23 protein-coding genes are annotated in these 23,539 nt (G+C 37.5%); 14 read left to right on the forward strand and 9 right to left on the reverse strand.

Translation table 11 applies throughout. The annotated features are described in order from the left end of the window. A partial coding sequence (locus tag PSE60_RS17610; protein WP_272666292.1) for an Ig-like domain-containing protein occupies positions 1 to 1,620 on the reverse strand: 1,620 nt, incomplete at its 3' end. A gap of 222 nt (positions 1,621 to 1,842) precedes the next feature. Here PSE60_RS17610 and PSE60_RS17615 point away from each other — a divergent pair. From PSE60_RS17615 to PSE60_RS17640, 6 genes are all read left to right on the forward strand, one after another. Further along, entirely contained in the window at positions 1,843 to 2,298 is a 456-nt protein-coding gene (locus PSE60_RS17615) for a hypothetical protein (RefSeq protein ID WP_198641979.1), read from the forward strand. Continuing rightward, complete coding sequence (locus tag PSE60_RS17620) at positions 2,249 to 3,169, forward strand: hypothetical protein (RefSeq protein WP_238563034.1); 921 nt, start codon at positions 2,249 to 2,251, stop codon at positions 3,167 to 3,169. The genes PSE60_RS17615 and PSE60_RS17620 overlap by 50 nt, the downstream gene beginning before the upstream one ends. A gap of 4 nt (positions 3,170 to 3,173) precedes the next feature. Beyond that, on the forward strand, positions 3,174 to 4,400 hold the full coding sequence (locus PSE60_RS17625) for a TolC family protein (protein ID WP_272666293.1): 1,227 nt from the start codon (positions 3,174 to 3,176) through the stop codon (positions 4,398 to 4,400). Beyond that, positions 4,381 to 5,631: an HlyD family efflux transporter periplasmic adaptor subunit gene (locus PSE60_RS17630; RefSeq protein WP_238563033.1), complete on the forward strand. Its 1,251-nt coding sequence runs from the start codon at positions 4,381 to 4,383 to the stop codon at positions 5,629 to 5,631. Before PSE60_RS17625 ends, PSE60_RS17630 begins: the two co-directional genes overlap by 20 nt. 4 nt (positions 5,632 to 5,635) lie before the next feature. Continuing rightward, positions 5,636 to 6,136, forward strand: coding sequence for a hypothetical protein (locus PSE60_RS17635; protein WP_198641976.1), 501 nt, complete (start codon positions 5,636 to 5,638; stop codon positions 6,134 to 6,136). Between the two features lie 184 nt (positions 6,137 to 6,320). Then, on the forward strand, positions 6,321 to 8,108 hold the full coding sequence (locus tag PSE60_RS17640; RefSeq protein WP_272666294.1) for an ATP-binding cassette domain-containing protein: 1,788 nt from the start codon (positions 6,321 to 6,323) through the stop codon (positions 8,106 to 8,108). An 86-nt stretch (positions 8,109 to 8,194) separates the two neighbouring features. On the opposite strand, the gene gntU is transcribed toward PSE60_RS17640, so the two are convergent. The 3 genes from gntU to gntR form a co-directional block, all read right to left on the reverse strand. After that, the gene (gene gntU / locus PSE60_RS17645) at positions 8,195 to 9,550 is read right to left on the reverse strand and encodes a gluconate transporter (protein WP_272666295.1); all 1,356 of its coding nucleotides are present in this window, start codon (positions 9,548 to 9,550) and stop codon (positions 8,195 to 8,197) included. Beyond that, positions 9,547 to 10,089, reverse strand: coding sequence for a gluconokinase (gene gntK / locus PSE60_RS17650; RefSeq protein ID WP_210839312.1), 543 nt, complete (start codon positions 10,087 to 10,089; stop codon positions 9,547 to 9,549). The genes gntU and gntK overlap by 4 nt, the downstream gene beginning before the upstream one ends. Positions 10,090 to 10,519: 430 nt before the next feature. Further along, a complete protein-coding gene (gene gntR, locus PSE60_RS17655; protein WP_004915189.1) occupies positions 10,520 to 11,515 on the reverse strand; it encodes a gluconate operon transcriptional repressor GntR in 996 nt (331 codons plus the stop codon). 200 nt (positions 11,516 to 11,715) lie between these two features. Between gntR and PSE60_RS17660 the strand changes: the two genes are divergently transcribed. The 8 genes from PSE60_RS17660 (at position 11,716) to PSE60_RS17695 (ending at position 20,216) form a co-directional block, all read left to right on the forward strand. Next, positions 11,716 to 12,753: an ABC transporter substrate-binding protein gene (locus tag PSE60_RS17660; RefSeq protein ID WP_272666296.1), complete on the forward strand. Its 1,038-nt coding sequence runs from the start codon at positions 11,716 to 11,718 to the stop codon at positions 12,751 to 12,753. Then, positions 12,750 to 13,766: a FecCD family ABC transporter permease gene (locus PSE60_RS17665; RefSeq protein ID WP_272666297.1), complete on the forward strand. Its 1,017-nt coding sequence runs from the start codon at positions 12,750 to 12,752 to the stop codon at positions 13,764 to 13,766. Before PSE60_RS17660 ends, PSE60_RS17665 begins: the two co-directional genes overlap by 4 nt. Further along, positions 13,763 to 14,530 (forward strand): ABC transporter ATP-binding protein, encoded by a 768-nt coding sequence (locus PSE60_RS17670; RefSeq protein WP_272666298.1) that lies wholly within the window; start codon positions 13,763 to 13,765, stop codon positions 14,528 to 14,530. The genes PSE60_RS17665 and PSE60_RS17670 overlap by 4 nt, the downstream gene beginning before the upstream one ends. Positions 14,531 to 14,541: 11 nt before the next feature. Continuing rightward, entirely contained in the window at positions 14,542 to 15,360 is an 819-nt protein-coding gene (locus PSE60_RS17675; protein WP_272666299.1) for a class I SAM-dependent methyltransferase, read from the forward strand. After that, positions 15,357 to 16,202, forward strand: coding sequence for a ModD protein (gene modD, locus PSE60_RS17680; RefSeq protein ID WP_272666300.1), 846 nt, complete (start codon positions 15,357 to 15,359; stop codon positions 16,200 to 16,202). Before PSE60_RS17675 ends, modD begins: the two co-directional genes overlap by 4 nt. A gap of 130 nt (positions 16,203 to 16,332) precedes the next feature. Next, a complete protein-coding gene (locus tag PSE60_RS17685) occupies positions 16,333 to 18,327 on the forward strand; it encodes a TonB-dependent receptor plug domain-containing protein (RefSeq protein WP_272666301.1) in 1,995 nt (664 codons plus the stop codon). A gap of 440 nt (positions 18,328 to 18,767) precedes the next feature. Beyond that, a complete protein-coding gene (locus PSE60_RS17690) occupies positions 18,768 to 19,739 on the forward strand; it encodes a winged helix-turn-helix domain-containing protein (RefSeq protein WP_272666302.1) in 972 nt (323 codons plus the stop codon). Further along, the gene (locus tag PSE60_RS17695) at positions 19,740 to 20,216 is read left to right on the forward strand and encodes a FidL-like protein (RefSeq protein ID WP_272666303.1); all 477 of its coding nucleotides are present in this window, start codon (positions 19,740 to 19,742) and stop codon (positions 20,214 to 20,216) included. A 79-nt stretch (positions 20,217 to 20,295) separates the two neighbouring features. Here the strand turns inward: PSE60_RS17695 and PSE60_RS17700 are convergent, their stop codons facing one another. The 5 genes from PSE60_RS17700 to PSE60_RS17720 all read right to left on the reverse strand — a co-directional run bounded on the left by PSE60_RS17700 (position 20,296) and on the right by PSE60_RS17720 (position 23,529). Next, positions 20,296 to 21,162 (reverse strand): MrpH family fimbial adhesin, encoded by an 867-nt coding sequence (locus tag PSE60_RS17700; protein WP_272666304.1) that lies wholly within the window; start codon positions 21,160 to 21,162, stop codon positions 20,296 to 20,298. A 66-nt stretch (positions 21,163 to 21,228) separates the two neighbouring features. Continuing rightward, positions 21,229 to 21,783 carry a fimbrial protein gene (locus tag PSE60_RS17705; RefSeq protein WP_272666305.1) on the reverse strand — a complete coding sequence of 185 codons (555 nt, stop codon included), beginning with the start codon at positions 21,781 to 21,783 and terminating at the stop codon, positions 21,229 to 21,231. Then, a complete protein-coding gene (locus tag PSE60_RS17710; RefSeq protein WP_272666306.1) occupies positions 21,783 to 22,277 on the reverse strand; it encodes a fimbrial protein in 495 nt (164 codons plus the stop codon). The genes PSE60_RS17705 and PSE60_RS17710 overlap by 1 nt, the downstream gene beginning before the upstream one ends. Positions 22,278 to 22,288: 11 nt before the next feature. Continuing rightward, positions 22,289 to 22,780, reverse strand: coding sequence for a fimbrial protein (locus PSE60_RS17715; protein WP_272666307.1), 492 nt, complete (start codon positions 22,778 to 22,780; stop codon positions 22,289 to 22,291). An 11-nt stretch (positions 22,781 to 22,791) separates the two neighbouring features. Beyond that, positions 22,792 to 23,529 carry a fimbria/pilus periplasmic chaperone gene (locus PSE60_RS17720; RefSeq protein ID WP_272666308.1) on the reverse strand — a complete coding sequence of 246 codons (738 nt, stop codon included), beginning with the start codon at positions 23,527 to 23,529 and terminating at the stop codon, positions 22,792 to 22,794. Positions 23,530 to 23,539: the final 10 nt, after the last annotated feature.

The raw sequence follows: 23,539 nt of genomic DNA on the forward strand, positions 1-23,539 counted from the left end.
GACCGTCGATTGTGGTTTGGTGCTCCCTGCCAAGGTCACCGCTTGTTGTTGGGTGATATGGTCGCCTTTGATCCCCGAGTCACTGCTTTCGGTCAGTGCCGCTTGTGCGGCGGGTGGGGTAGTATCTACCAATAGACTCTGGATAAATATGCCCTGATTCCCTACATTGTCTGTTACCGTAACGTTTAATACATGTGAGCCATCTGCTAGGTTATCAGTGATGGTGAGTGACCAATCGCCTTGCTCATTGGCTTTGGTGAGGTACTCTTTTCCAGCCACCTTAACGATAATATTAGAATTGGGGTCTGTTTTCCCCGTAAGCGTTGGCTTGACTTTATTGGTCAAGAAAACCGCTGAGTTATCAAGCAGTACACTAGCATCGGGTTTTGATGTTTTGATGGTCACACTCTCAGTGATAGTTTTTTGGTTACCCGCTGTATCCACTGCAGTAACTTGATAAGCTAATACACCATCAGCCAGTGGCTTCTCGACTGTAATTCGCCACACCCCTTTATCATCAGCAATTGTCGATAATGTTTGCCCTGAAATCGTTAGCGTTACCGAGCTCCCTACTTCAGCTTTTCCTGCAAAAGTAGGAACTTGCTTATTCGTCAGCCTTTCTCCTGTCGTTTCAATATTTGAATGCCCATCAAGGTTAACAGAGAGGTCATCAAACTGCGTGTCCACTTCAAATTGACCACTCACGGTGACAGGCTTGCCATCACCGGAAGAAGCAACTAATGAGTATTCATATATTTTATCTTCTAACGGTTCTGTAATTTTTAATGACCATTTCCCGTCTTTATCCGCGGTTATAGGGTACTTATGATCATTAATCGTTAGATAAGCCTGACTATCGAGAGAAACGACACCCATAAATGTTGGTGTATTAATATTCGTAATGTTATCGCCCTTTTTACCTGAGTCGGACTCTTCGCTTAATTTTCCCTGAATAAAAACCTGTGCCATCGGTTTAGCTATTTGGGGCGTTGCGGATGGTTTATTGGCAGACTGAGTGGATGATGATGAGGAACTTGTTGGCATAGCGACAGGTGCAGATGGTGGAGAGAAGGTTAAGTCGCTGTCTTCTACTGGTACTTTTTCTACTTTGCTTTTTTGATTTAGCTGTTTTTTCGCTTCAGCGAGCTTTGTCAATGATGAGCTTAATAACACTTCTTTTTCATCTTTCTCTGAAGACAAGGTCTGAAGTGTCTTTTCTAATTGTTGATTTTTTTGATTTAATTCTGCCAATTTTTTACTGAAACTTTGTTCATCATCTTGCCGATTATCATCTTGCTGCTCGTCATCATCTATTTGTTTACTCTTATTTTTTGAGGCTTGATTATCTGCATATTCAACGATATCACTCGTTAATTGCTCTTTGATATAAACGGCATCGGCGCCCACATTTAAGGTTATTGAGGATAGAATTTCATCTTGTGAAAGAATCGCCCCCTGCTCAGTCGATAATGTCATATTGCCTAAAATAACTTCTGACAACCCATTTTTAATGTTCTCAATAGAGCCATCTGGCTTAGTGATAATTAAATCAAGTCCTTGAACTTTAAACTTTTGGATTTCTATATTTTTTAATTTATCTGTGATAGTTTTATCTTTCATGTTCTATATCATTATATTAATAAATGAGGTCATCAGCGAATACTCACATGCTGGCGTTAATAAAAACAATTATATCCATTTAATTAAAAATAAAACGCCTTCTAATATAATTTGGCCTGACATCCTTTCTTTTTGAGCTCAAATTCAAGTGAGTTCATTGCAATAGCGACTATAATATGAGCATGAATTAATAACGTTGTTTCTAAAATGAAAGAATCAGATATGGAAAACGATGACGATAGCTCTGATGAAGAACTCGCCCCAATGGTTGATGGGCTAAGTGGAACATTATGCATAATTATTCTAGTTTCTATGGTATTTATTTTTAGCGGAATGAAAACCGCAGAAACTTATATTCACTATGGAGAACTAAACTTTGAAAAAACAAAAATAGACATACCAAATAAACGAATTTATTTTAAAGGCGGCATTCATTTATCAAAAAGTGAAATTCCTTTAATAAAACAAGAAATAATTAAAAACAAAAGTAAAAAAATCATTATCAATGGTTATATCAATGATAAAGTCAGCCACAGTAAAGAAAAAAACATCTATAACCTTCTTTATATGGCATCACTAATTAAAAATCTGGGAATAAATAAAGAGGTTGTTCTAAAACAAGGAACAAGTGAACATTGCCCAGGTTGGAATTCATGTATTTATTGGGATTACAAATAACATGTACTATCTTGGATTATTTTTTTATGCTGCAACGTTTCTCGCTTGTTTTTTATTACAATCAGTACGTGAAATGGTTCAGCAATGTCTATTACTTGCTCCTGAAATAAGCTACACGATGATTGGGATTTATATTTACCCTTTAATTATCTTCTTATTTCATCGATTTTTTAATAAAAGTAAACAAAGCAACTATACATTGCTTTCAAACCAAACTAAATTATCTGCATCTGTCACGGTATCATTAGGGTTAATTGGAACATTTATTGGCCTAACAGGGATGATCACTGCTATCTCAGCATCGCTTGGGGGAGAAGGTGATATCTCAGAAAAAATGAATGCTATGATTTCATCTATCTCAATGGCACTGAATTCAATGTCTTTTGCATTCTTAACGTCCATTCTTGGTGTTTCTATTTCAGTTTTGCTATTAGTTAGTTTGAATTTCTTTCATTTCTTTTACCAAAAAGAAAATAAAAAAACTGCACAACAGACATCTGTAAATTACTCAGAAGAACTTAATCACATTCAAGAAACCCTAAACAAATTACAGAAAGTGAATATTACTATAGCGCAAAAAATGATTTCTGTGACTGAAAGTAATGAACTTGTGACCGATATTTCGTCACACCTCCTAACTTTATCCAACACTGTACAAGACCACTTAGCCGTTTTACAGTCAATAAAAGACGCTGATGACGACTGGAAAAGAAAATTAGCGGTTTACTTATTAGAAGAAAAAATAAACAAAAGAAATGAAAATGAGAAAATATCAGAAGAAATATTAAAAATCGACCAAACTACGCAATGGCTAAAAGAAAACACCATTGAGAGCAGAAAGAAACTTTTAACCTTATTATCAATGGATTAAGTATATGCGCCCTATCACATTAGGTTTATTATTAACTTTACTATCAACAAGTTATAGTTTTGCCAATCAAGGCACAGAAAACTTTCAAACCTTTATTAACCGAGTATTAGAAAATTCTAATCCAGTTCAAATAAAAGCGTTAGAATTAGAGGCTGAAAACCTTAGAGCAAAACAGACAGATTATTATTATCTACCTAAAATATCAGCATCAGGAAAAACAAAAAGCCATGATGGGAGTACCAGTAGTCATATTACTGCCAGTTCATTAATCTATGACACTGCGTTAAGTCACCGGTTTAATGAGAAAAACTTGAAATTAAAAATTTCCGCACTTTCACTAAACAAAGAAAAAGAAGAACTTTACACCGCAACAACAAATAATTTAATTGGTATTTATTACCTCAATGAGCTAACAAAAACAACAGCTGATTTAAATAATAATGCTAAAAATATTTTCAAGCTCATTACTCACCGTTATAAAAGTGGCATAGCAAAATACAGTGATGTTGAGCAAGCCTCTTTGTTGATGCAACGGATTGAAACAGAACTACAGAATATAGAAAAAGAGATTGAACAATATAAATCAAATATTGAGCTTTTATCTGGGATTACCTTTCCTTCGAAAGGTGTACAAGTACCAAAAAATCTATTAAAAAAATTACAAGCAACCGTTATTGATAGTGAAAATGCACAACAAAATAATGAATATAACTTGCTGCGCATGCAAGCTGAGGCAATGAAAGAAAATGCTTATCAACAAAACCCATTCTTGAATGTTAATGTTATTGCTGAAGAACGATTTATTGATCAAGTTAGAAGCCGTAACGAATCTTACATGGGAATGGAAGTTAAATTAAATATTTTTGACCTTGATAAAATACTGAGCGAAAAATCTCAACTAAAACTGTATGAAGCAACAAAAGGAAAAGCAGATTATAAATATAAAGAATCAACCGCTAAAATTAAAAATTTAAAACTAATTGCTAACTCAAATTCGACTGAACTTACAGGGCTGCATGCACAACGTAAGACTATGCGTTCAATAATTAATAGCCAACAAAGGGAATATGAGATATCACAGTCCTCTTTCTATGAAATGGTGAATACACTTTTTGATATGTTAACAATGGAAAGACGCATCGCTGAGTTAATGATTGCTGATATGAAAAACAAAATGGAATATGTCCAATTAACAGGGAAGTTAACTGAAATTGAAACGTTATCTAAATAAACTAAATCAATTACCTAAAAAGGTGAAAATACTTCTCGGTATCACATCCTTATTTATTGGGTATATTTTATTAGCTAAAATCGAAATATCCTCTCCAGGAGAGGGAGTTATCTCAGGTGTCTCCAACCGACTAGAAATAGTCAGCCCAGCGTCTGGGTTTATTAACCAATTCGCGATAAAAACTGGTGATAAGGTCGAGAAAGAGCAAATTTTATTTTCCTATACGAATTTAGATGTCTTTCATCAAGAAAAAACATTAACCAACCTCGTTACATTTGCTAATGAACGTATTAATGAGTTAGAAGAAAATAAAAAATTGTTAAATAAGATCCTTGATGGAAGTATAAAAACAGAGTCTGAATATTTTTTCTTTGCGAAAGGGTTACAGAGTAAAACATTAAGCGCCTATAGAGAACTCTATGGCCACATTCTCTTACGCATGGAGATAAGCAATTTGCGAGATAAATATATCTCACAAATTAAAGAATCTAGTGAATTAGAAAAGCAGATTAACATTCTGAAAAAAAAAGATTTATTATTAAAAAATGCAAGAGCTCCTGAAATTGAAAAACTCAATAATAACGCTGAACTCAGCCGTACCAACGCACTGATGACATCAGGAGAATTAAATGCTCAAGGGCTATTACGAGAAATCTCACTGCTAGAAAAAAAATATACTGCGCGGCTTATCGGTGAGATCCAAGAAAATGAAACTCTCCTTCATCGCCTGAAAAAAGAGAAATTAGAAAACAGTGGGCAGATGGATTTACTGCGCAATAAAATAAGAGCGAATAGTGTGTTATCGCCAGCGAATGGTGTGGTACTAAGCATCGAAAAAGATTTAGAAAAAGGTTCTTATGTTGAAGCTTCTAATTTAGTGATGGTAATTAAAAAACAACAGGATACACGAGTCATTGAAGGTAAAATATTAGCGAAATATCGACCCTTTATCGCACCGAAACTGTCAGCAAAAATTGTGGTAAATTCCCCCGGATTTAAAAAAATCATTAGCGGAAAGGTCACAAAAATTAGCGCTGACTCCTTCACTGACAGAGAACGAACCAACCAAGAACGCTATTATTCAGTACAAATTACACCTGAACAAAATACCGAGCTTCTTCCAGAGCATGACGGCTTACCGGTGATGCTCTATATCTCAAGTAAAGAGATTTCAGTATTTCATTATTTAACCGCATTAGTTAGCGATAACATGACATTTAACGTTTGGTGACCCTATGTTAGGTTTTATTTCTGCATTATCTGCTGCTGTCGCAACCATGACATTACTCATGGCCGTACTCTTAGCCAATGTGTTATCGAGTACAATGGCAGCTGAACAAAATAAAGGTAAAACTGCATTTATCGGAATTGATGACAACAATACTGAAACTTCCTCATCTATAAATAACGATAGTAGCGATGTAGATGGCAATGGCAATGGCAATGGCAATGGCAATGGCAATGGCAATGGCAATGGCAATAACATAGTGAAATCATTAATGTTTAGCCACGATACCTTGAAATTAATTGTTAATAAAAAAGTTAAATCTATTGATGTTTATTGCAGTTATGGAAATAACATATCTTTTGACGCCGCAATGACCTACACCATCTATAACACAGTGTTAATTAAAAAAAACACACCTAATGTACACATTAAAGCATTAAAGCCGGTTGAAGATAATCAAGGGATTAACGCTTGCTTCCTGAAGAGTGAAGAAAATGAAAGAAAGTAATTTCCATGATGTTATTAATCAATATTTCAAGATATTAGGAGAACCATTTACCCCTCCAACACTCTCGTATGACAATAAATATATACTAAATAATATAAACGAATTTATTGATAATGATTTTTTCAATTATTAATATGTTTCTATTGTAGATTTTAGTGAAAGAAAGCTACCAGCACTGTTTATTATGGAGATAACTGATGAAAAATATATTATCATTAAAAATCATCGAGGCCAGCTAACCAATCTAACAACCGATTCTGCGATAACACATCAACTAATTGAAAATAAACATTTATTTTCATTCTCTGCACGTGAAAACATGCTCAATGAAGCGAATATATATAAATCATTGATTAAATTAACACCAAAATCAAATTTATTTTCACTACCTTTAATCGTATTTGCACTATTATTGCCTTTATATTCAAACCTATTTAATTCCCGACTCGTTTATAGCGAGTCCATAAGCTCAATCTTATATATTAGTTTTATTTTCATTGTCGTTATTGGTTTAGAGTTTTTTATTAAACACATTATTCATGAACAAAATATAAAAAAAACAAAGCTTAATATCAGCATTTTTAATCGTTATTTTGTTAACCTATTAAAACAATCTAGCTGTAAAAGTGCTTCAATTAAGGTAAGAACAGCAGAAGCGTCAATCTTACAAATATGGGAAATTAAACCACAAATTATTTATGATATTGGGTTAGCCATTTTATTTTCATTTTGCATTATTGGCATGTTAGGTTTTTATTCATTATTGCTATTGAGCTATTATGCTGGGCTTATCTTTTTATGTCTGCACGTCCGCTTTCTTTCCTACAAAAATATGCTGAGAGCTAATGCCTTAAACTATGAAAAATCAGCCATGTACTACTCATTAGAACAAAAAAAACATGAACTTTGTTTTGCCAGAGATGATCATTTTAAGCAGTACATCAGTATAAAAACTAATGAAGATGAAAAAATAAAATTAAAACTAAGCGAGGCCAATCACCATTGGATGGAAATTATCAAAGTAAATACGTTTTTATCCATGATCGTAATGTACATAGCTAGCTATTTGGCTATCGGTGAAGGGAGTTTAAGCTTAGCTTCCGTAATTGCCGTCATGATCATTAATGGTCGACTTTCTGGTGCAATCACAAGCGCGATTAATCGCTTATTTATCGTAAAAACGCACCTATTTCATATCAAATCCAGTATTGATCAGTTAAAAAACAATCAGCTTATTCATTTCAAAGTAGATGGCATAACAACAGATTCAATAACACATTTTAGTGCAAAAAATCTTAGCGTTAGTATTCATGGTAAAACGATTATTAACCCGCTCAATATTGAAGCCAAACCCGGTGATGTCATCGGTATTACGGGTATTTCAGGAGTAGGAAAGACATCATTAATGAAAGCCTTATGTGGAACTTCAGAATACTCATCAGGGGATATTACAATCAATGGTATTGGTATCGATGAAATTTCCCAATCCTTTTTAACCGAAAAAATTGCCTACCATAATGGTATTTCAGCATTCATTCATGGCAGCATTCGTGACAATTTTAATTTCTACGGTGTATTCGATAACAGTATCATTGTTCGACTAACCAAATTATGTTGCCCGAATTTACTGATAAGTAAAGAAACATTAGACGATACACTCGTCACTGACATCGCCGCCTCTACCGGGGAAAAACAAAAGTTACAGCTCGTCCTTGCTCTATTAAAACAACCTGACATGCTATTTTTAGATGAATCAACATCATTTATGGCAACCTCTGATGCACTCTCATTCTTACAATTAATGAAACAAGAGTTTAAATTAAACAAATCAATTATTTTCTTTTCTACTCACGACTTAGGGTTAGCCTCATTTTTTACAGCACATATTGAATTATCATCGGGTCACGCTAAACGCATTAACTCCCCACAGCATCACAATGAAATTGTTATTCCTAAAATTAGCTTGAGCTAATAAAGCAAAACGCCCACTTAATTGTGGGCGCTTTGCTTAAGTTTTCATTCAATGAATTTAACTTTGGTGTGTTTTTATGAACCGTATTACAAGAACATAAAGAACACCATACCAACGATTGCCCCTGTCGTACCAAGGATAGTTTCCATGACTGTCCAAGTTTTTAAGGTTTGCGCTTCTGTCGCCCCCGTAAACTTGCCATATAGCCAGAAACCAGAGTCATTCACATGGCTTAAGATCAATGAACCGCCTGAGATACAAATCGCTAAAGCCGCCAGCTGTGCTCCTGAGTAACCTAACTCACTGATAACAGGGAGTACCAAGCCTACTGCAGTTAAACATGCAACAGTGGCAGAACCTTGAATAACTCGTACTGCACCAGCTAATACAAAACAAGCAACCGCAATCGGTAAGCCAGCACCAATTAAAGAGTCACCTAACGCAGGGCCGACACCTGAATCCACTAAAATTTGTTTAAATACACCACCAGCACCCGTCACCAATAAAATGATCCCAGCTGGTTGAATCGCTGCAGAACAAACTGCCATGACCTTTTCTTTATCCATACCATAACGGAAACCTAGGCCATAAATCGCCAGTAAACACGCTAGCAGTAATGCGGTGAAAGGATGACCGATAAACTCTAACCAATGCTCAAGCGTGGTTCCTTTTTCAACTAAATGTGTACCGATGGTTTTTAAACCCACTAATACCAATGGGAAAAGCACTAAACACAAGCTAAATCCAAAGCTTGGCATTTTGCCATGTTCTGTATTTGGTGCTTGATAATCTGCTGGAATATCAATATGAACAAAGTTACTGATAAATTTACCAAATAAAGGTCCTGCTAAAATCATGCCTGGGATAGCAGCACACAGACCAATTAAAATCATCCAGCCATAATCTGCGCCCATTTGTGATGCAACCAACATTGGGGTTGGCCCCGGTAATAAGAACGCTGCTGCAGCGGCAACCCCTGCAAATAATGGGATAGCAAGACGAACAACGTTATGGCCAGTACGGTTCGCTACCGCAAACACCACTCCGATTAACAAGACAATCGCCACATCAAAGAAGAGCGGTAATGCACAAATCAGCCCTGCAACACCGACAGCATAATGTGCATTTTTTTCACCAAACAGGTTAAGTAACTTATTCGCTATCTGGTCTAATGCGCCTGTTTCATGCAGAATTTTACCGAACATAGCGCCCAATGCTACGACAATGGCTAAGAAGCCGAGTGTTCCTGCCATTCCTTTTTGCATGGTCTCAGTGATCTGTTGAACAGGCATCCCTGAAAATAGCCCAGCTCCGATTGATACGATCATTAATGCAACAAAAGCGTGCAACCGTGCATACATGACTAAAAATAAAAGTAAAACGACCGAGCCAACAGCTGTTAGCACTAAGGTTAACGTGCTAAGCGTTTCGACTGAGTTCATGATTTCTCTCCTGCGACAATTTGTTTAATCGTTGAGCAGGTATTACCGATGACATCTTCAAGTGTTTGGCGAATATCAACAACATGAACATCAGTTTCTGCTGTAGTTGGTTCTTCTAAAGTAGCAAATTGAGTTTTTAACATTTCAGGTTTGAAGAAGTGCCCTTTACGTGCTTTTAATCTTTCTTCAATGACAACTGAATCTCCTTTCAAGTAGATAAAAAATAAGTTTTTATTATCAACTCTTAAAATATCTCGATATTTTTTCTTCAGTGCTGAACAGACCACTAAAGAAACAGAATTGGTTCTCTGCATAGCAAAAATCGCTTGGTTTAATGCTTCCAACCAAGGTTGGCGGTCATCATCATTCAATGCATGACCCGATGCCATTTTTAAAATATTTGATTTAGGGTGAAGAAAGTCACCATCAAGGAAGGCAGCTTGCAGTTGCTGTGCGACACCTGTGGCAACAGCAGACTTACCACTACCCGATACCCCCATTAGTACAAATGTATAGTTTTGTTTTTGGGTATCATTCATCGGAAACTCCTCAGATATTCACTATTGTCCTGGCTTTAGTTAAAAACCGGCATTTGTTACCGGTAACAAGTTACGGGTAACATTATCATCAGTGCAGATTTATTTAGCAATCAAATTGGCGAAGAAGAGAACAGATTTGTGATAGTTATCGCAATAATATAGAGGGTGCCAAGATATAAGTTTTTAATAATTTGAAGTTCAACAAATAAAGCTATCGTAAATAATTCACACTACGGCGCGAAGTATGACGGATAAAGCTACCCTAAATAATTTGAATTAATAACTCGCATTATAGCGTGCTCTTTATCCTAAATAATTCGTGTTGTAGCTAGACGCCAATCGAGCTAACCTCTGGGAGCATACATAAGTATGTGACTAGAGTTAGCAAGTGCGGGCAACGACGCTACGGCGCGAAGTATGACGGATAAAATTAGATACTTTCGCCAGTAAGGACAGAAAACCCTACATCAAAATGCGTCTCGACAAGCTTCTTACCAGACATTCTTGCCAACAAAACTTCTGCCGCCTTACGTCCCATTTGGTCTCTTGGCGTCAAAATACTTGCCAGTTTTGGGGTCATCACTTGCCCTACGTCATGGCCATGAAAGCCTGAAATAGCAAGGTCTTGTGGAATTTGAATTCCTAGACGTTGACACTCAAAAATCGCCCCTATCGCCAAGTCATCATTGGTACAAAATAAACCGTCGGTATCTGGGTATTTAGCACGGCAATCGTGCAGTAGTTGAGCGCCTAGCGAATACGACGAGCTAGCTTGTGTCATCACATTACGAGGCTCAAGATTTGCATCGAGCATGGCCTGCTCATAACCCTTTAAACGAATAAAAGTACGCTCATCATGCCTTGCCCCTAAATACACAACTTTACGGCAGCCACGCTCAATCATCGCCTGGGTCATTTGGCGAGAAGCTTCAAAGTTATCGATACCCACTGCGATATCTAAGCAAGGAGAAACGCTATCCATAATCTCAACAACAGGGATCCCCGCAGTTTTCAGCATACGTAATGTGCGTTCAGTGTGTGTTCGTTCGGCTAAAATCACACCATCAATATTATAAGAAAGTAGCGAGGTCAGCCGCTCTTCTTCTTTTTCTGCTAAATAACCATAGTGAGCAAGCATGGTTTGGTAACCATGACGATCTGTCACCGCTTCAATTCCACGGATGACTTCGGCAAAAACTTGGTTAGTCAAAGAAGGCAGTAGCACCCCAATAGCATGACTGGTTGAATTCGATAAAATATCGGGCGCCTTATTCGGAATATACCCGGAAGCCTCCACCGCTTGAGCAATTTTATCACGCAAAGCTTCTGAAACCTGCTCAGGGTTTCGTAAAAAACGGCTCACCGTCATTTTTGTGACGCCAACTTGGTCGGCAACATCCTGCAAAGAAGGTCTTTTTTTCTTCATAAGTTCAAAGCGATATCCAATTCGTTAACGATAACTATGTTCTGCTATCTATTAATGGATAGCAATCTTTGTTACTGATTTACATCACATAAACATCGAATTTTCTGAGCACGGCAACTTTTATGGTTGACTCTCTATCATGACTCCGCTAATTTTCGCGTTATATAATTATTATCATAACGAAGCAATAAAATTAGATTATGGCAATCAATCGTAGGCAGTTCCTTAAATCCAGTGCAGCGCTGGCTATTTTTTACAGCTTACCGAGCTTTGCGCAAACTCGCCTAGCCGTTGAAGCTGCCATATTTGGAAAACTCCCAGCACCAAAAAATATTCACCGAGTCATCAGTTCAGGTCCTCCTTCCGACTTACTGATGTTCGCATTAGCTCCTGAAAAAATGGTGGGTTTCGCCTCTATTTCGCTGAAAAAAGGGCAAACCGGTCTTTTTGCACCACAATGGCTTGATCTACCTGTTTATGGCCGCTTAGCAGGCCGTGGGAGTACCCTTTCTCTTGAGCAGCTGCTGTCTTATAGCCCAGACCTGATCATTGATACTGGAAACATTGACGAAACTTATCGCTCACAAGCTGAAAAGGTCGCCAAACAAACTCATGTACCTTATTTATTAATCGCAGGCGGGTTAAAAGATTCACCTCAACAACTTACACAACTAGGTGAAATTTTAGGCGTTATCCCGCAGGCTCAAACACTGAGCCAACTCGCTCAACGCTATATTAGTGATGCCACTTTATTTGCCAATCAAAACCAACAGAAATCGCTGAGTTTTTACCTTGCAAGAGGAGCAAAAGGTTTAGAAACTGGCGCTAAGGGCTCAATTCATACTGAAGCGATTGAAATACTCGGGTTACGTAATGTAGTTGATATTCCTAATTTCCATGGCCTGACTACGGTTTCTATGGAGCAATTATATCAATGGAACCCTGACATCATTATAACTCAATATGACGAATCCATTGAATTGATGACAAATTCCGCATTATGGAAAGGCCTTGATGCCATCGCCAACAACCAACTACTACTATTTAGTGGTATGCCATTTGGTTGGTTAGATGGGCCTCCAGGGGTTAACCGCCTATTGGGAATGAGGCGCCTACAAAGTCATTTTGATAAAAACATTGCAGTGAATATTAAGCATGATATTGCTGAGTTTTTTACTCATTTCTACCATTCATCATTAACAGCACAGCAAGTTGATTTGCTCATGGAAAAATCATGAATGATGTACTGAGACAAGGGAGAAGATCCCTTATATTAATCATCATTTTATTAATAAGTTTTGTTATTTCCTTAATAAGTGGTAAGTACTCACTTACATTCAATGAGCTTTATCATCTATTTGTCAGCCAGTTATCTTCTCATAGCGAGTTGAGCAACCCGCGCCATGAAACCATTTTCTGGCAAATACGATTTCCTCGCACGTTAGCCGCTATTGTCATTGGTGGAGGTCTGGCTATTGCAGGAGCAGCTTACCAAGGTATGTTCCGTAACCCATTAGTTTCCCCTGATATTTTAGGCGTTTCCGCCGGTGCTGGCGTGGGTGCTGTTATCGGTATTTTCTTTGGCCAATCCTTATTTTACATTCAACTGAGCGCATTTATTGGTGGACTAATCACGGTCTCCTTAGTCTGTTTTATTGCTCGATTAGCGCGGCAACATGATCCTATTTTATCCTTGGTACTGGTTGGTGTTGCCATCAGTGCACTATGTGGTTCAGCCATCTCTTTAATGAAAATTCTTGCTGATCCCTACACTCAACTGCCTTCCATCACATTTTGGTTGTTAGGTGGATTGTCATCGATTACCCAAGCTGACTTAGTCTCTGTGTTACCGATGATGGTTATCGGTATTATTCCGTTATTATTATTACGCTGGCGAATGAATTTACTCAGTTTATCGGATGAAGAAGCTAAAAGCCTTGGGATCAATGTCAGCTTAACCCGTGCTATCTTCATTGTTTGTGCCACCTTACTCACGGCAAGTGCGGTTTCTATTGCGGGAATTATTGGCTGGATAGGCTTGATTGTGCCTCATATCACTCGAATGATAGTGGGCGCTAACTTTCGCTATCAGCTCCCTGCATCACTGGCAATTGGTGCTATTTTATTACTCATTACAGACACCTTAGCACGGACTATTGCGGTAATTGAATTACCCATAGGCATTTTAACCTCTGCAATTGGTGCTCCCTTCTTTTTAGCTATTTTGTTGCAGACAAGGCGGGTGAAATGAGTATTTTGTCTTTGCAAGAGGTCGCTATTGGCTATCATGGCATATCAATCATTGACAGTATTAATCTTTCGTTACCTAAAGGTGAGATTAGCTGCTTATTAGGCGCTAATGGCTGCGGTAAAACCACGTTAATGAAAACTTTACTGGGATTATTACCGGCAATTAAAGGTAAGGTCTGGCTCAATGGGCAAGAGATTCAGAACCTTAAACCACGCGAAATCGCCAAAACTGTCGCCTATGTTCCCCAAGCTCATGATACCCCCTTTACCTTCACGGTACTTGATATGGTTATGATGGGCTTAACACCGCATATTTCATTGTTTTCGGTTCCTAAAGAAACAGAAAAAAGTTTAGCCTATCAACAACTCAAGCATCTGAATATCTCACATTTAGCATCACGCCTATATAGCACGCTTAGTGGCGGAGAAAAGCAATTAGTATTGATAGCAAGGGCTTTAATACAAAAGCCATTACTTCTAATTATGGATGAACCTGCCGCTAGCCTTGATTTTGGTAATCAAATTCGCCTACTTGAGCAAATCGAAAAATTAAAATCTCACGGTATGACAATTTTGATGTCAACTCACCATCCACAACATGCCGCAGCCATTGCTGACAATGTTATTTTGCTTAATCAACAGCAAAAAGCGAGACAAGGGTTACCAAAATGTATGTTAACACTTACTAACTTGTCAGCCCTCTATAATGTGGATAAACATAGTATTCAAGCTCACTTTCAGCTTCCATCAACGTTTTCTAGTTAAGGTCAGAAGCCATGTTAATCAATCAAATCGATTTTGCAAAAATGTACCAGCAACATATGCAACAAGCTCAACGAAGCCGTAAAGAACCGGAACATTGGGATAAAAAAGCACAACAAATGGCGCAAACTTGCGCTAACCCTCATGACCCATATTTAGTCCAATTTCGTGAGTTAATGGATTTAACAGGTGCTGAAACGCTGCTTGATGTAGGCTGTGGTCCTGGCTCCATCAGCCTGTGCCTTGCGAATGAATTCAAAAATGTTATTGGTATTGATTATAGTCGTGGCATGCTTGAGATGGCTGAACTGCGCGCAAAAGAACTCGCTATTGCACATGCACGCTTTGAAGTACTCGCATGGGAAGATGATTGGAGTTCATTGCCAAAAGTGGATATTTCAGTGGCATCGCGTTCAACACTCGTTGATGATTTAAAAGCCGCTTTACTCAAGCTCAATCGCCAAACAAAATTACGGGTTTACACCACTCATACCATCAACCCAACATTTATTGATGAACACATTATTCGCTTGATAGGCCGCGAAGTTATTCGTCTGCCAACCTATATTTACGCCGTGAATATTTTGCATCAAATGGGCATTAATGCGCGCGTTGATTTTATCAAAAGCCCTAAGAAAGGTGGGTTTGATAGCTTTGACACTTTCGCTGACAGCGTCAATTGGTCTCTTAAAAATATCACCCCAGAAGAAACCGCTATCTTACGTAAGTACTATGATGAGCAAACGGCTTTAGGTAAAACAATCCATTATCCATCCAGAGATTGGGCAATGGTATCTTGGGATGTGGTTGATGAATCGGAACTAACATTATGATTTACCTACCCGATACATTAATCGACCAACTACTGCTAGATGACATTCAATACGGAGACCTCACCACACGGGCACTCGGCTTGCAGTCCCAAATGGGGATAATAACCTTTACATCTAAATTCGGAGGTTGTATCAGTGGGCTCACTATCGCCAAACGCATGCTAGAGAAGCTGGGGATCACATGTGATTGCCATTTTCAAGATGGCCAATTGGTTGAGCCGCAAAGTGTTTTAATTTCTGCCACTGGGCCGATTGAAGCCTTGCATCAAGGCTGGAAAGCGGTGCAAAACGTGCTTGAATGGTGTAGTGGTGTTAGCCACTACACCCAGCAAATGGTCAGTATTTTGCGGCAATATCAACCGGATGGGCAGCTTGCGTGTACTCGAAAAACCATTCCTCATACCAAGCCTCTTGCCTTAACTGCGATTTTGGCAGGGGGCGCTATTATTCATCGAGCTGGCAGCGCAGAAAGCATTTTACTGTTCACCAACCATCGTCAATGCCTTGAAAACCCAGATGATTGGGCTAGCCATATAAAAACACTGCGCCAAGCAGCCCCAGAAAAAATGATTATTGTTGAGGCCGATAATTACGAGCAGGCCATTCTTGCAATCAATGCACAAGCCGATATTGTACAACTCGATAAACTGCCCATTGAAAAAATTCAGCAATTACAAGAACTCACTAAGCAACACCACCGACCTTGTCGGCTATCCATTGCTGGTGGAGTTAATTTAAAAACAATAGAAGCATTCGCGCAAACTGGTGTGTCACTCTTAATTACATCAGCGCCTTACTACGCAGCACCGCGAGATATAAAAGTGAAGATTTTTAAGCAGTAAGCTAAGAAGTTAGCGTCAAAAAAAACTTTGTAGAAACAGCCTACCCGTCGGCTGTATCCACTGATGGTTAATGACGCATATCGTTATATAAAAAATAATATATCGCTATTCATAAAACTGGAAAGACATAATGAAAGTAAAACAAATTACCTATTGGGTTGGGATGGCTTTATTTACGACACAGGGCTACGCAGCCTCACCTAACACTGAAAAAAATACCGATGTGATGTCCGTTTGGAGCACCCCGCTTGCAGCTGATGCTAACGTCATCACAGAAAGCCAAATGAAGCAGTTGAATAAAACAAACGTCGCACAGGCGCTAAGCACAATGCCTGGAGTTTCTATTCAAAAATCAGGAAACCGCAATGAAACTCAAGTCAATGTACGTGGCTTTGATAGCCGCCAAGTACCTATTTTCTTTGATGGTATTCCAACTTACGTGCCTTATGACGGTACACTAGACCTTGGCCGCTTTATGACTAGCGAGCTAGCCAGCGTTGAGCTATCTACCGGCTACACCTCTCTATTACAAGGCCCGAACCTGATGGGCGGGGCTATCAACTTAACCACCGCCACGCCTCAAAAACCCTTTGAAGCCAATATTAGCTTAAACCAAGGTTTTGCCCGCGGTGCAGATAACGCCCACAATATCAGCGCACGTTTAGGGGGTCGTAACGATCTCGGCTTTATTCAAGTCAGTGGCAGTCAATATAAGCAGCGCTTTATGGGAATACCGGGTTCAGAAAATAATAACCCATTAGCGGGTAATAATGGTCGTCGCCCGAATTCGGCAACTGATGACAAACGTATGATGGTGAAAGTAGGCTGGACACCACGAGAAGCAGATGAATACGTCGTGACTTATTTAAAACAAGATGGCGATAAAAATAGCCCACCGAGTGTGACAAATAGCAAGCCTCAAATTTGGCAGTGGCCTGCTTATGACAAAGAAAGTATCTATTTCAACGGTACAACCCAAGTCACCGACGATATCGCCTTACAGAGTCGCCTATACCACGATACATTCAAAAATACGCTTCATCAGTATAAATCTGTCAAAGATTACGAAAAAGGCCTTTATAACTACAGCCGTTACGATGATTACAGTAACGGTGCTGACATGCGTGTTGATTTCACCGTGCGTGAATTAGATATGCTGTCATTTGCTGCACACTGGAAAGAAGACGTCCACCGTGCACGCGCCAAAAGAGATGTCCCATTCGACCGCTATAAAGATAATACCTATTCTATTGCTACCGAATATCAATGGGTTGCCATGGATAACTTAGATATTATTGGTGGTATTGGCTATGACTGGCGCAAAAGTGCTGACGGCAAGCGCTATGATTACAAATCTGGTGATTTTGAAAAATACGATGGTAATAGCCAACATGCGTTCAACTGGGAAGTCATGGCTCGCTACCACTTAGCAAATGAAGATACCGTGCAATTCTCAGTTTCAGAAAGAAGCCGTTTCCCAACGCAGAAAGAGCGTTATACCAAAGAAAAAATGAAAAGTGACGACACCTTCGTCATTAACCCACATATCGATACTGAACGTGCTCTTACCTATGATTTGACTTACAAGGGACATATCTCACCCACTTGGTCATATACTTCAAGTCTCTATTATAACCATGTAACTGATGCCATTATGGCACATCGTGTTGGTACTAATCAGGATGGAGGTTATATCCTCGAAAATCGTAACAGCGGCAAAGTTGACTACTTTGGGATTGATTTAGGGACTAACGGGCAAATTACCGATTGGTTGGAAGCGGGTTTCAGCTACGGCTACATTCATGCTGATCCAAAACACTACAGCGTTAAACATATTGCAGAATTACCTACCCACAAAGCCTTCGCTTGGGTAAAATTTACCCCTTATGAGCCATTCAGCATTACCGTAACCGAAGAAGCAAGAAGCTGGGCCTTTAATTATGTCGATGCGGATAGCAAGGTGCGTGGATATGCTAAGACTGACCTACGTTTAGATTATGATTTTGGACAAGGGATATCTGTTAATACATCAGTTAATAACTTATTCGATAAATCATATGAATATACTAATGGGTATATTGAAGAAGGCCGTAATTATTGCTTAGGTATTGAATATAAATACTAATCTAAATATATTAGGCAATGACTTTAATCATTGCCTAATAATATATAAATAAAATAAGATTAATCTGTGTCCCACAGAGATAATTAAACATTGAGCTAAGTACAAATAACTAGGAGCACTCTTAAAAAAGAACATCCACACACCACATTGGAGTTATTTAGATTAAAATATTGTTTTTACACAAAACTTACCATAAACACAGACTTCACCGCCTAAAAGTTATTTTTATATAGCTTTTAATTCCAATCAGGGTGTCGATTCAATAAATTTGCTAATTCATTACAAAAAAGCTCACCTCACAATACTTGCAGTTAATTGATTCAGTATTTAAACTATAATAAATAATAATATTTATCTAAAATTTTTATTAACTTAAATTAGCTGCAATTATTTGTAGCTTTGCTATTCGTCCTTTTAATTAGAGAGAGCAAGCGGAATCTATGAACGAGGCACATGACTATACTATTGATGAAAAATATATTTTCGAACAGAGTACAAGTTTAATATATCTAAAAAATGATCGAAATCAAAGTATTGAATTATCTAAGCCTGCTGCTCGGTTATTCAATGAAATCATTTTATTAAATGTTAAAAAAGGCATTGCAACATGCGATGAACTTTTAACTAGTGTATGGGAAGAATATGGACTAGTTGGCTCTAACAATAATTTAAATACTTATATTAGTGAAATAAGAAAAAAACTGGAACAAATTGGTATCGACCCTAAGTCGATCGTTACCGTGCCTAAAAAAGGCTTTCGCCTCGATAATCATATATCCATACATGAAAATAGAGAGGCTGAAAATAGTCATGTAAAAGAAGATATTATTTATCTAAATGATAAATATGATTATATTGAAACCTTAGACGCCTTTCCACAGTCAGTCGATAGCCAACTAACGACCCACCCTTCACTCATACCCACTATTGATGAACCACCAAGCTCTATTGGTAAAATAGAGAATGACCTTACTTATAATATGGTTATTGATAGCACACTCCCCCTTCAAAATAGGAAAGATGAGATAATCGATAAAAATAAGAGTAAAAAAACCTTAAAAATATTATTTTTAGCAATTTCAACATTGGCAATATGTTATTTAATCTATTTATTTATTCAGTATTCAATGGATAAACCTAACCCGGTAAATCACTATCTGACAGTGAGCTCAAATGGAAACTGCGTAATACAAACACCGATTGATATGGCAGGGAGTATATCTAAAGATAATATTACTATCGTAAATAAAAAACTGAATAAATATAATATTCCATGTGATGAACCAAAGAGAATTATTCTTTTATCAGATTTTAATAAATCTTATGCTATAGATAAAAATATCTCCATTAGTATTTGCAAAGAAATTAATAAAAAATACGATTGTATCTCAATAAATGACCAGAGAATCTAAATGAAAAAATATCTTGTGGCATCATTAGTTTTGATAGCAGCAGCATCGACTGCATCATTCATGATCAAAAAAAATAGTCATAGCATTCAAATTTGTCACTCTGAAATATTATGGATTAAAGATAACAATACTCAAGATGGCTTAAGTTTAAAATCAAGAGTTAATATCCAAATTTCCGCAAACCAGCAAGGTCGAATGAATATGTATGGTTACTTAAAAGATAATAACCAAATTTATCGGTTAGATAGAGCTCTTTATTTTGATTATCAAGATGTTGACCACAAAGGTAACTATGCAGTTACGTTCTCATCGACGTCAGTAACCAGTTCAGACAACATTCCAGAGAAATTATTTTCGAACTTTATCCAATTAGAAAAAGATAAAATAAAATATTATGTCAACATTACTAAAATGGAAGACAATATTTATATCATAAAAGATGAATCCTACTCCGCTTTCACTTGCCAAATTCAATAAAAAAAAGCCTACCAACAATTACGTTTAAGTAGGCAAAACCGTCAACATGGGAAATGACGAATCCAAATATCTATTTAAATCATGGAATAGTTAAAACAAGGGTAATGCGGCCACTAAATTTCCCCGGAGCAACTGCACCATTGGTTCTTAGTGTTGATGCCACTTGTACTGGCCAAACTTGATTAGCTTTTACTGATTGAACCAATCCTTTTGATGCCGATTGATTATTTAATGTCACGTAAGACTGCAATTCACCATTTGGTCGTAAATACACATTATCTTGCTGTAAGTTTGAAGAAACCTTAACACTCATATCCTTATTACATTGAATATAAAATAATCCAGTTTCTACATCACCATTGAGTTCATCTGCATTTAAAGCACCGTGATTTAGTTCAAGAGAATTCGCACTACCTGTCGGTGAGGTAAAATAACATTTTCCTGCTGGAGGGGGAGCTATCCCACAAATTCCACCCGGTAATATTTTCCCTTTACTCTCACGTTGGCTATCTCCTAAAAAAAGCCCAACACATTCATCTGTTGTAATCCTTCCACTGTGCCGACTCGACCCTCTATATGGAAAAGTTAGCCCGCACAAATCTCTTGCATCACCAATGATGGCTTCCATGGTTTTATAGGTTGCAAAATTAATACGACAATCCCAATCTATTCGAGAAGCAACACCACCAGTGTCTTTACCTTCATGTAAGTGGTTTATTGTAAAGTAACATTTTTTAGCACCAACAGCCCCCAATACAGCGACACAGGGATTACCTTCTGTTGGAGAACTAGCTTTCCAATAATCAAATTGATAATGATAAGTATTATTAGTAGCGCTGGTTGATTCAACTTCTTCCACATAAGAAAAATAGGTTGAACCGTAACTTCCCACACCAAAAAATAAGAACGGTATGGCTAATATTAATTGCTGAATTCGTTTTCCCATTTTATATCTCTTTATATTCATTTGAACGTGTTGATATCATCATCGGATGAGGTTCTGAGAATAAAATTACTCGTACTCAAATAAAAAAGTTGCCGTTGCCGCAATACGCCCTGTTTTAATTTGCTTGTTATTGATCGCATCAGGGGTTGCTTTGAGAAATGTATTAAATTTCAATTCATTTTTTCCGGTTTTAAGAATCGGTACCAATGATGAAAATTGATTTACTTTAATTTCTTCACCACTAGAAAGTTCAATGCCAATTCCCAAACCTGGATTAGATTCTGCACCTGTCAAAGCTAAATACCCTGACATTTGTCCATGTTCAGCACCGGTAAATTTCACTTTCATTTTTTGGGCGATAGATAAATCACAATTCGATAATACAAGTGTTAGCTCTTTACGCGGTAATTGGTAGGTCGGGTCATAAATATCTAATAATCGGATATCCCCAAAATCCACATCCATCGTTTTATTTTCAGGTAAAACGACACAAGGTGAATTCACCAACGTTCCTTTGACTTTGATATTGTTTTTAGCAGCGAAAACAATATTGCTACTTAAAAATGTCATTGTTATCAAAGAAAATAATGTTCCAATTAAAAATGAGGGCGTTTTTTTCATTACTGATACTCCACGACCATGGTGCCATTAGCAATAAAATCACCGGTCTTTAATTCATTATTGCCATTTCTGACTAATACAGCCCAAAGTACACCCGGGGAGCTAGGATTAATGAGGTATTTTTTACCTAACTCCAATTCGGTATCCGCAAGCTGGAATTTTACTGCAAGATTATTAACGCCAGTAGTTAACCCATTTCTATCAAAGTCACTTTTTATTCCATCTAACATCAGATACATAGACCAATTATTTTTATTTTCGCCACATTGAATCTGGTAATTAACCTGTCTTTTTTGGTCATTACCTTGAATTGACTTTATTGATACATTGCCAAAATCGACTTCAATATCCTTACCATCATCAATATGGCAAGGCGGTGGTGTAATTAAATTCCCTTTAATCTTAATCTCTGTTTCATAATCCTTAGCGACTGATGTAAACGATAAAATGGTACTGAGTAATACCAACCCGATTATGTTATTAACAATCTTCACATCTCAGCCCCTTATTGATACTCCACTTTCAACGTCGCATTTGCCGTAAAACTTTTTGCGGGTAAATCTGTACCACTTTTTTTCACTAATACGGCATACAGTTTTAATGGATTTGCAAAATTAAAAGCGCGTTTATTTTTCAGAGGGAAATCGCTGGTATCCGCTTTAAATAACACTGCGAGATTATCAACGTCTGTTTTTAGTAAGCGTTGATCAAAACTTGCTGATATACCCTCGATAAAAATGTTCAGTTTAGGTTGGACGCCATCTTTACACGTCACCGTATAATCAATGGGCGCTTTATAAACCTCATCTTGGACACGTGTTGTTAATACATCGCCAAAATCAATTTCAATTGTTTGTCCATTATTAATTGAACAAGGCTTTGATAGCACTTCTCCTTTAATATCAATGTACAGGAATCCTGAAAAACCAAATACATTCGATATCTGTAAAGTGAGTAATAACACAAATACCTTTGTTAATGTTTTAATAGACATCATGGCATCAAACCTTATTTTCTGGGTAGCACTGTACATTCAGCTGAACTGCAACTAAATTTCAAATCCATCGTTCCACCAAAATCATTGAGATAAACCAACGTTGGAGATGAACCTAAATCGTTAGCAACTTTGCCTAAACTTGCCTCACTAAATGGCGCAACCATTACAGGTTCAAAATTTTGAACTTCTGTATTACCTTTTTTCAGTTTCGTAATAGATAAAAAGTAAGGCGATGGGTTCTTCACGGTATAATTCGCGCCTTGCTTAAAGATCTTCATCTCATTTTCTTGAGGAATAACTTCCATTCTTTCTTTAATCGCAATTGCTGCGGGGCGATAAAAAAGTTTAATTTTTGTCTGTAATGCAATTTGCAACACATTTACTTTTTCACTACGTGGTGGAATTTCTCTCACATTGAGGTAATAAACACTTTCCCTATCTTTAGGTAGCTGTGCTACAGCAGGAATTGCCTGTATTTTAATTTGGCTTTTAGAATTAGCTTCGATACGATGCACTGGTGGAGTCACAACAAAAGGTGAGTTTACTTTTTCATCTTTGTCATTTTCTATCCACGCCTGAGCTAAATACGGGCTAGTCAAATGTTCATTAGTCAGTCCCATACCGACTGTTTTGTCTTGTTCATTATAAATAACACGAGTTCTATCTAATGCAATTGCTGAATAAGCTGATTGCGTTAATAAAGAAAGACTTATCGCAGTTATAATTTGAACTTTACTTATAAGTTTCATATTTTCACCG

This window comes from Providencia sp. PROV174 (assembly GCF_028480685.1).
In the GTDB taxonomy this organism is placed as follows: Bacteria; Pseudomonadota; Gammaproteobacteria; order Enterobacterales; family Enterobacteriaceae; genus Providencia; species Providencia rettgeri.

Coding starts and splice junctions, on each gene's coding strand:
- PSE60_RS17615 (WP_198641979.1), top strand. CDS start 1,843: ATGGAAAACGATGACGATAGCTCTGATGAAGAACTCGCCCCAATGGTT.
- PSE60_RS17625 (WP_272666293.1), top strand. CDS start 3,174: ATGCGCCCTATCACATTAGGTTTATTATTAACTTTACTATCAACAAGT.
- PSE60_RS17635 (WP_198641976.1), top strand. CDS start 5,636: ATGTTAGGTTTTATTTCTGCATTATCTGCTGCTGTCGCAACCATGACA.
- PSE60_RS17640 (WP_272666294.1), top strand. CDS start 6,321: ATGGAGATAACTGATGAAAAATATATTATCATTAAAAATCATCGAGGC.
- gntU (WP_272666295.1), bottom strand. CDS start 9,550: ATGAACTCAGTCGAAACGCTTAGCACGTTAACCTTAGTGCTAACAGCT.
- gntK (WP_210839312.1), bottom strand. CDS start 10,089: ATGAATGATACCCAAAAACAAAACTATACATTTGTACTAATGGGGGTA.
- gntR (WP_004915189.1), bottom strand. CDS start 11,515: ATGAAGAAAAAAAGACCTTCTTTGCAGGATGTTGCCGACCAAGTTGGC.
- PSE60_RS17660 (WP_272666296.1), top strand. CDS start 11,716: ATGGCAATCAATCGTAGGCAGTTCCTTAAATCCAGTGCAGCGCTGGCT.
- PSE60_RS17665 (WP_272666297.1), top strand. CDS start 12,750: ATGAATGATGTACTGAGACAAGGGAGAAGATCCCTTATATTAATCATC.
- PSE60_RS17670 (WP_272666298.1), top strand. CDS start 13,763: ATGAGTATTTTGTCTTTGCAAGAGGTCGCTATTGGCTATCATGGCATA.
- PSE60_RS17675 (WP_272666299.1), top strand. CDS start 14,542: ATGTTAATCAATCAAATCGATTTTGCAAAAATGTACCAGCAACATATG.
- modD (WP_272666300.1), top strand. CDS start 15,357: ATGATTTACCTACCCGATACATTAATCGACCAACTACTGCTAGATGAC.
- PSE60_RS17685 (WP_272666301.1), top strand. CDS start 16,333: ATGAAAGTAAAACAAATTACCTATTGGGTTGGGATGGCTTTATTTACG.
- PSE60_RS17690 (WP_272666302.1), top strand. CDS start 18,768: ATGAACGAGGCACATGACTATACTATTGATGAAAAATATATTTTCGAA.
- PSE60_RS17695 (WP_272666303.1), top strand. CDS start 19,740: ATGAAAAAATATCTTGTGGCATCATTAGTTTTGATAGCAGCAGCATCG.
- PSE60_RS17700 (WP_272666304.1), bottom strand. CDS start 21,162: ATGGGAAAACGAATTCAGCAATTAATATTAGCCATACCGTTCTTATTT.
- PSE60_RS17705 (WP_272666305.1), bottom strand. CDS start 21,783: ATGAAAAAAACGCCCTCATTTTTAATTGGAACATTATTTTCTTTGATA.
- PSE60_RS17715 (WP_272666307.1), bottom strand. CDS start 22,780: ATGATGTCTATTAAAACATTAACAAAGGTATTTGTGTTATTACTCACT.
- PSE60_RS17720 (WP_272666308.1), bottom strand. CDS start 23,529: ATGAAACTTATAAGTAAAGTTCAAATTATAACTGCGATAAGTCTTTCT.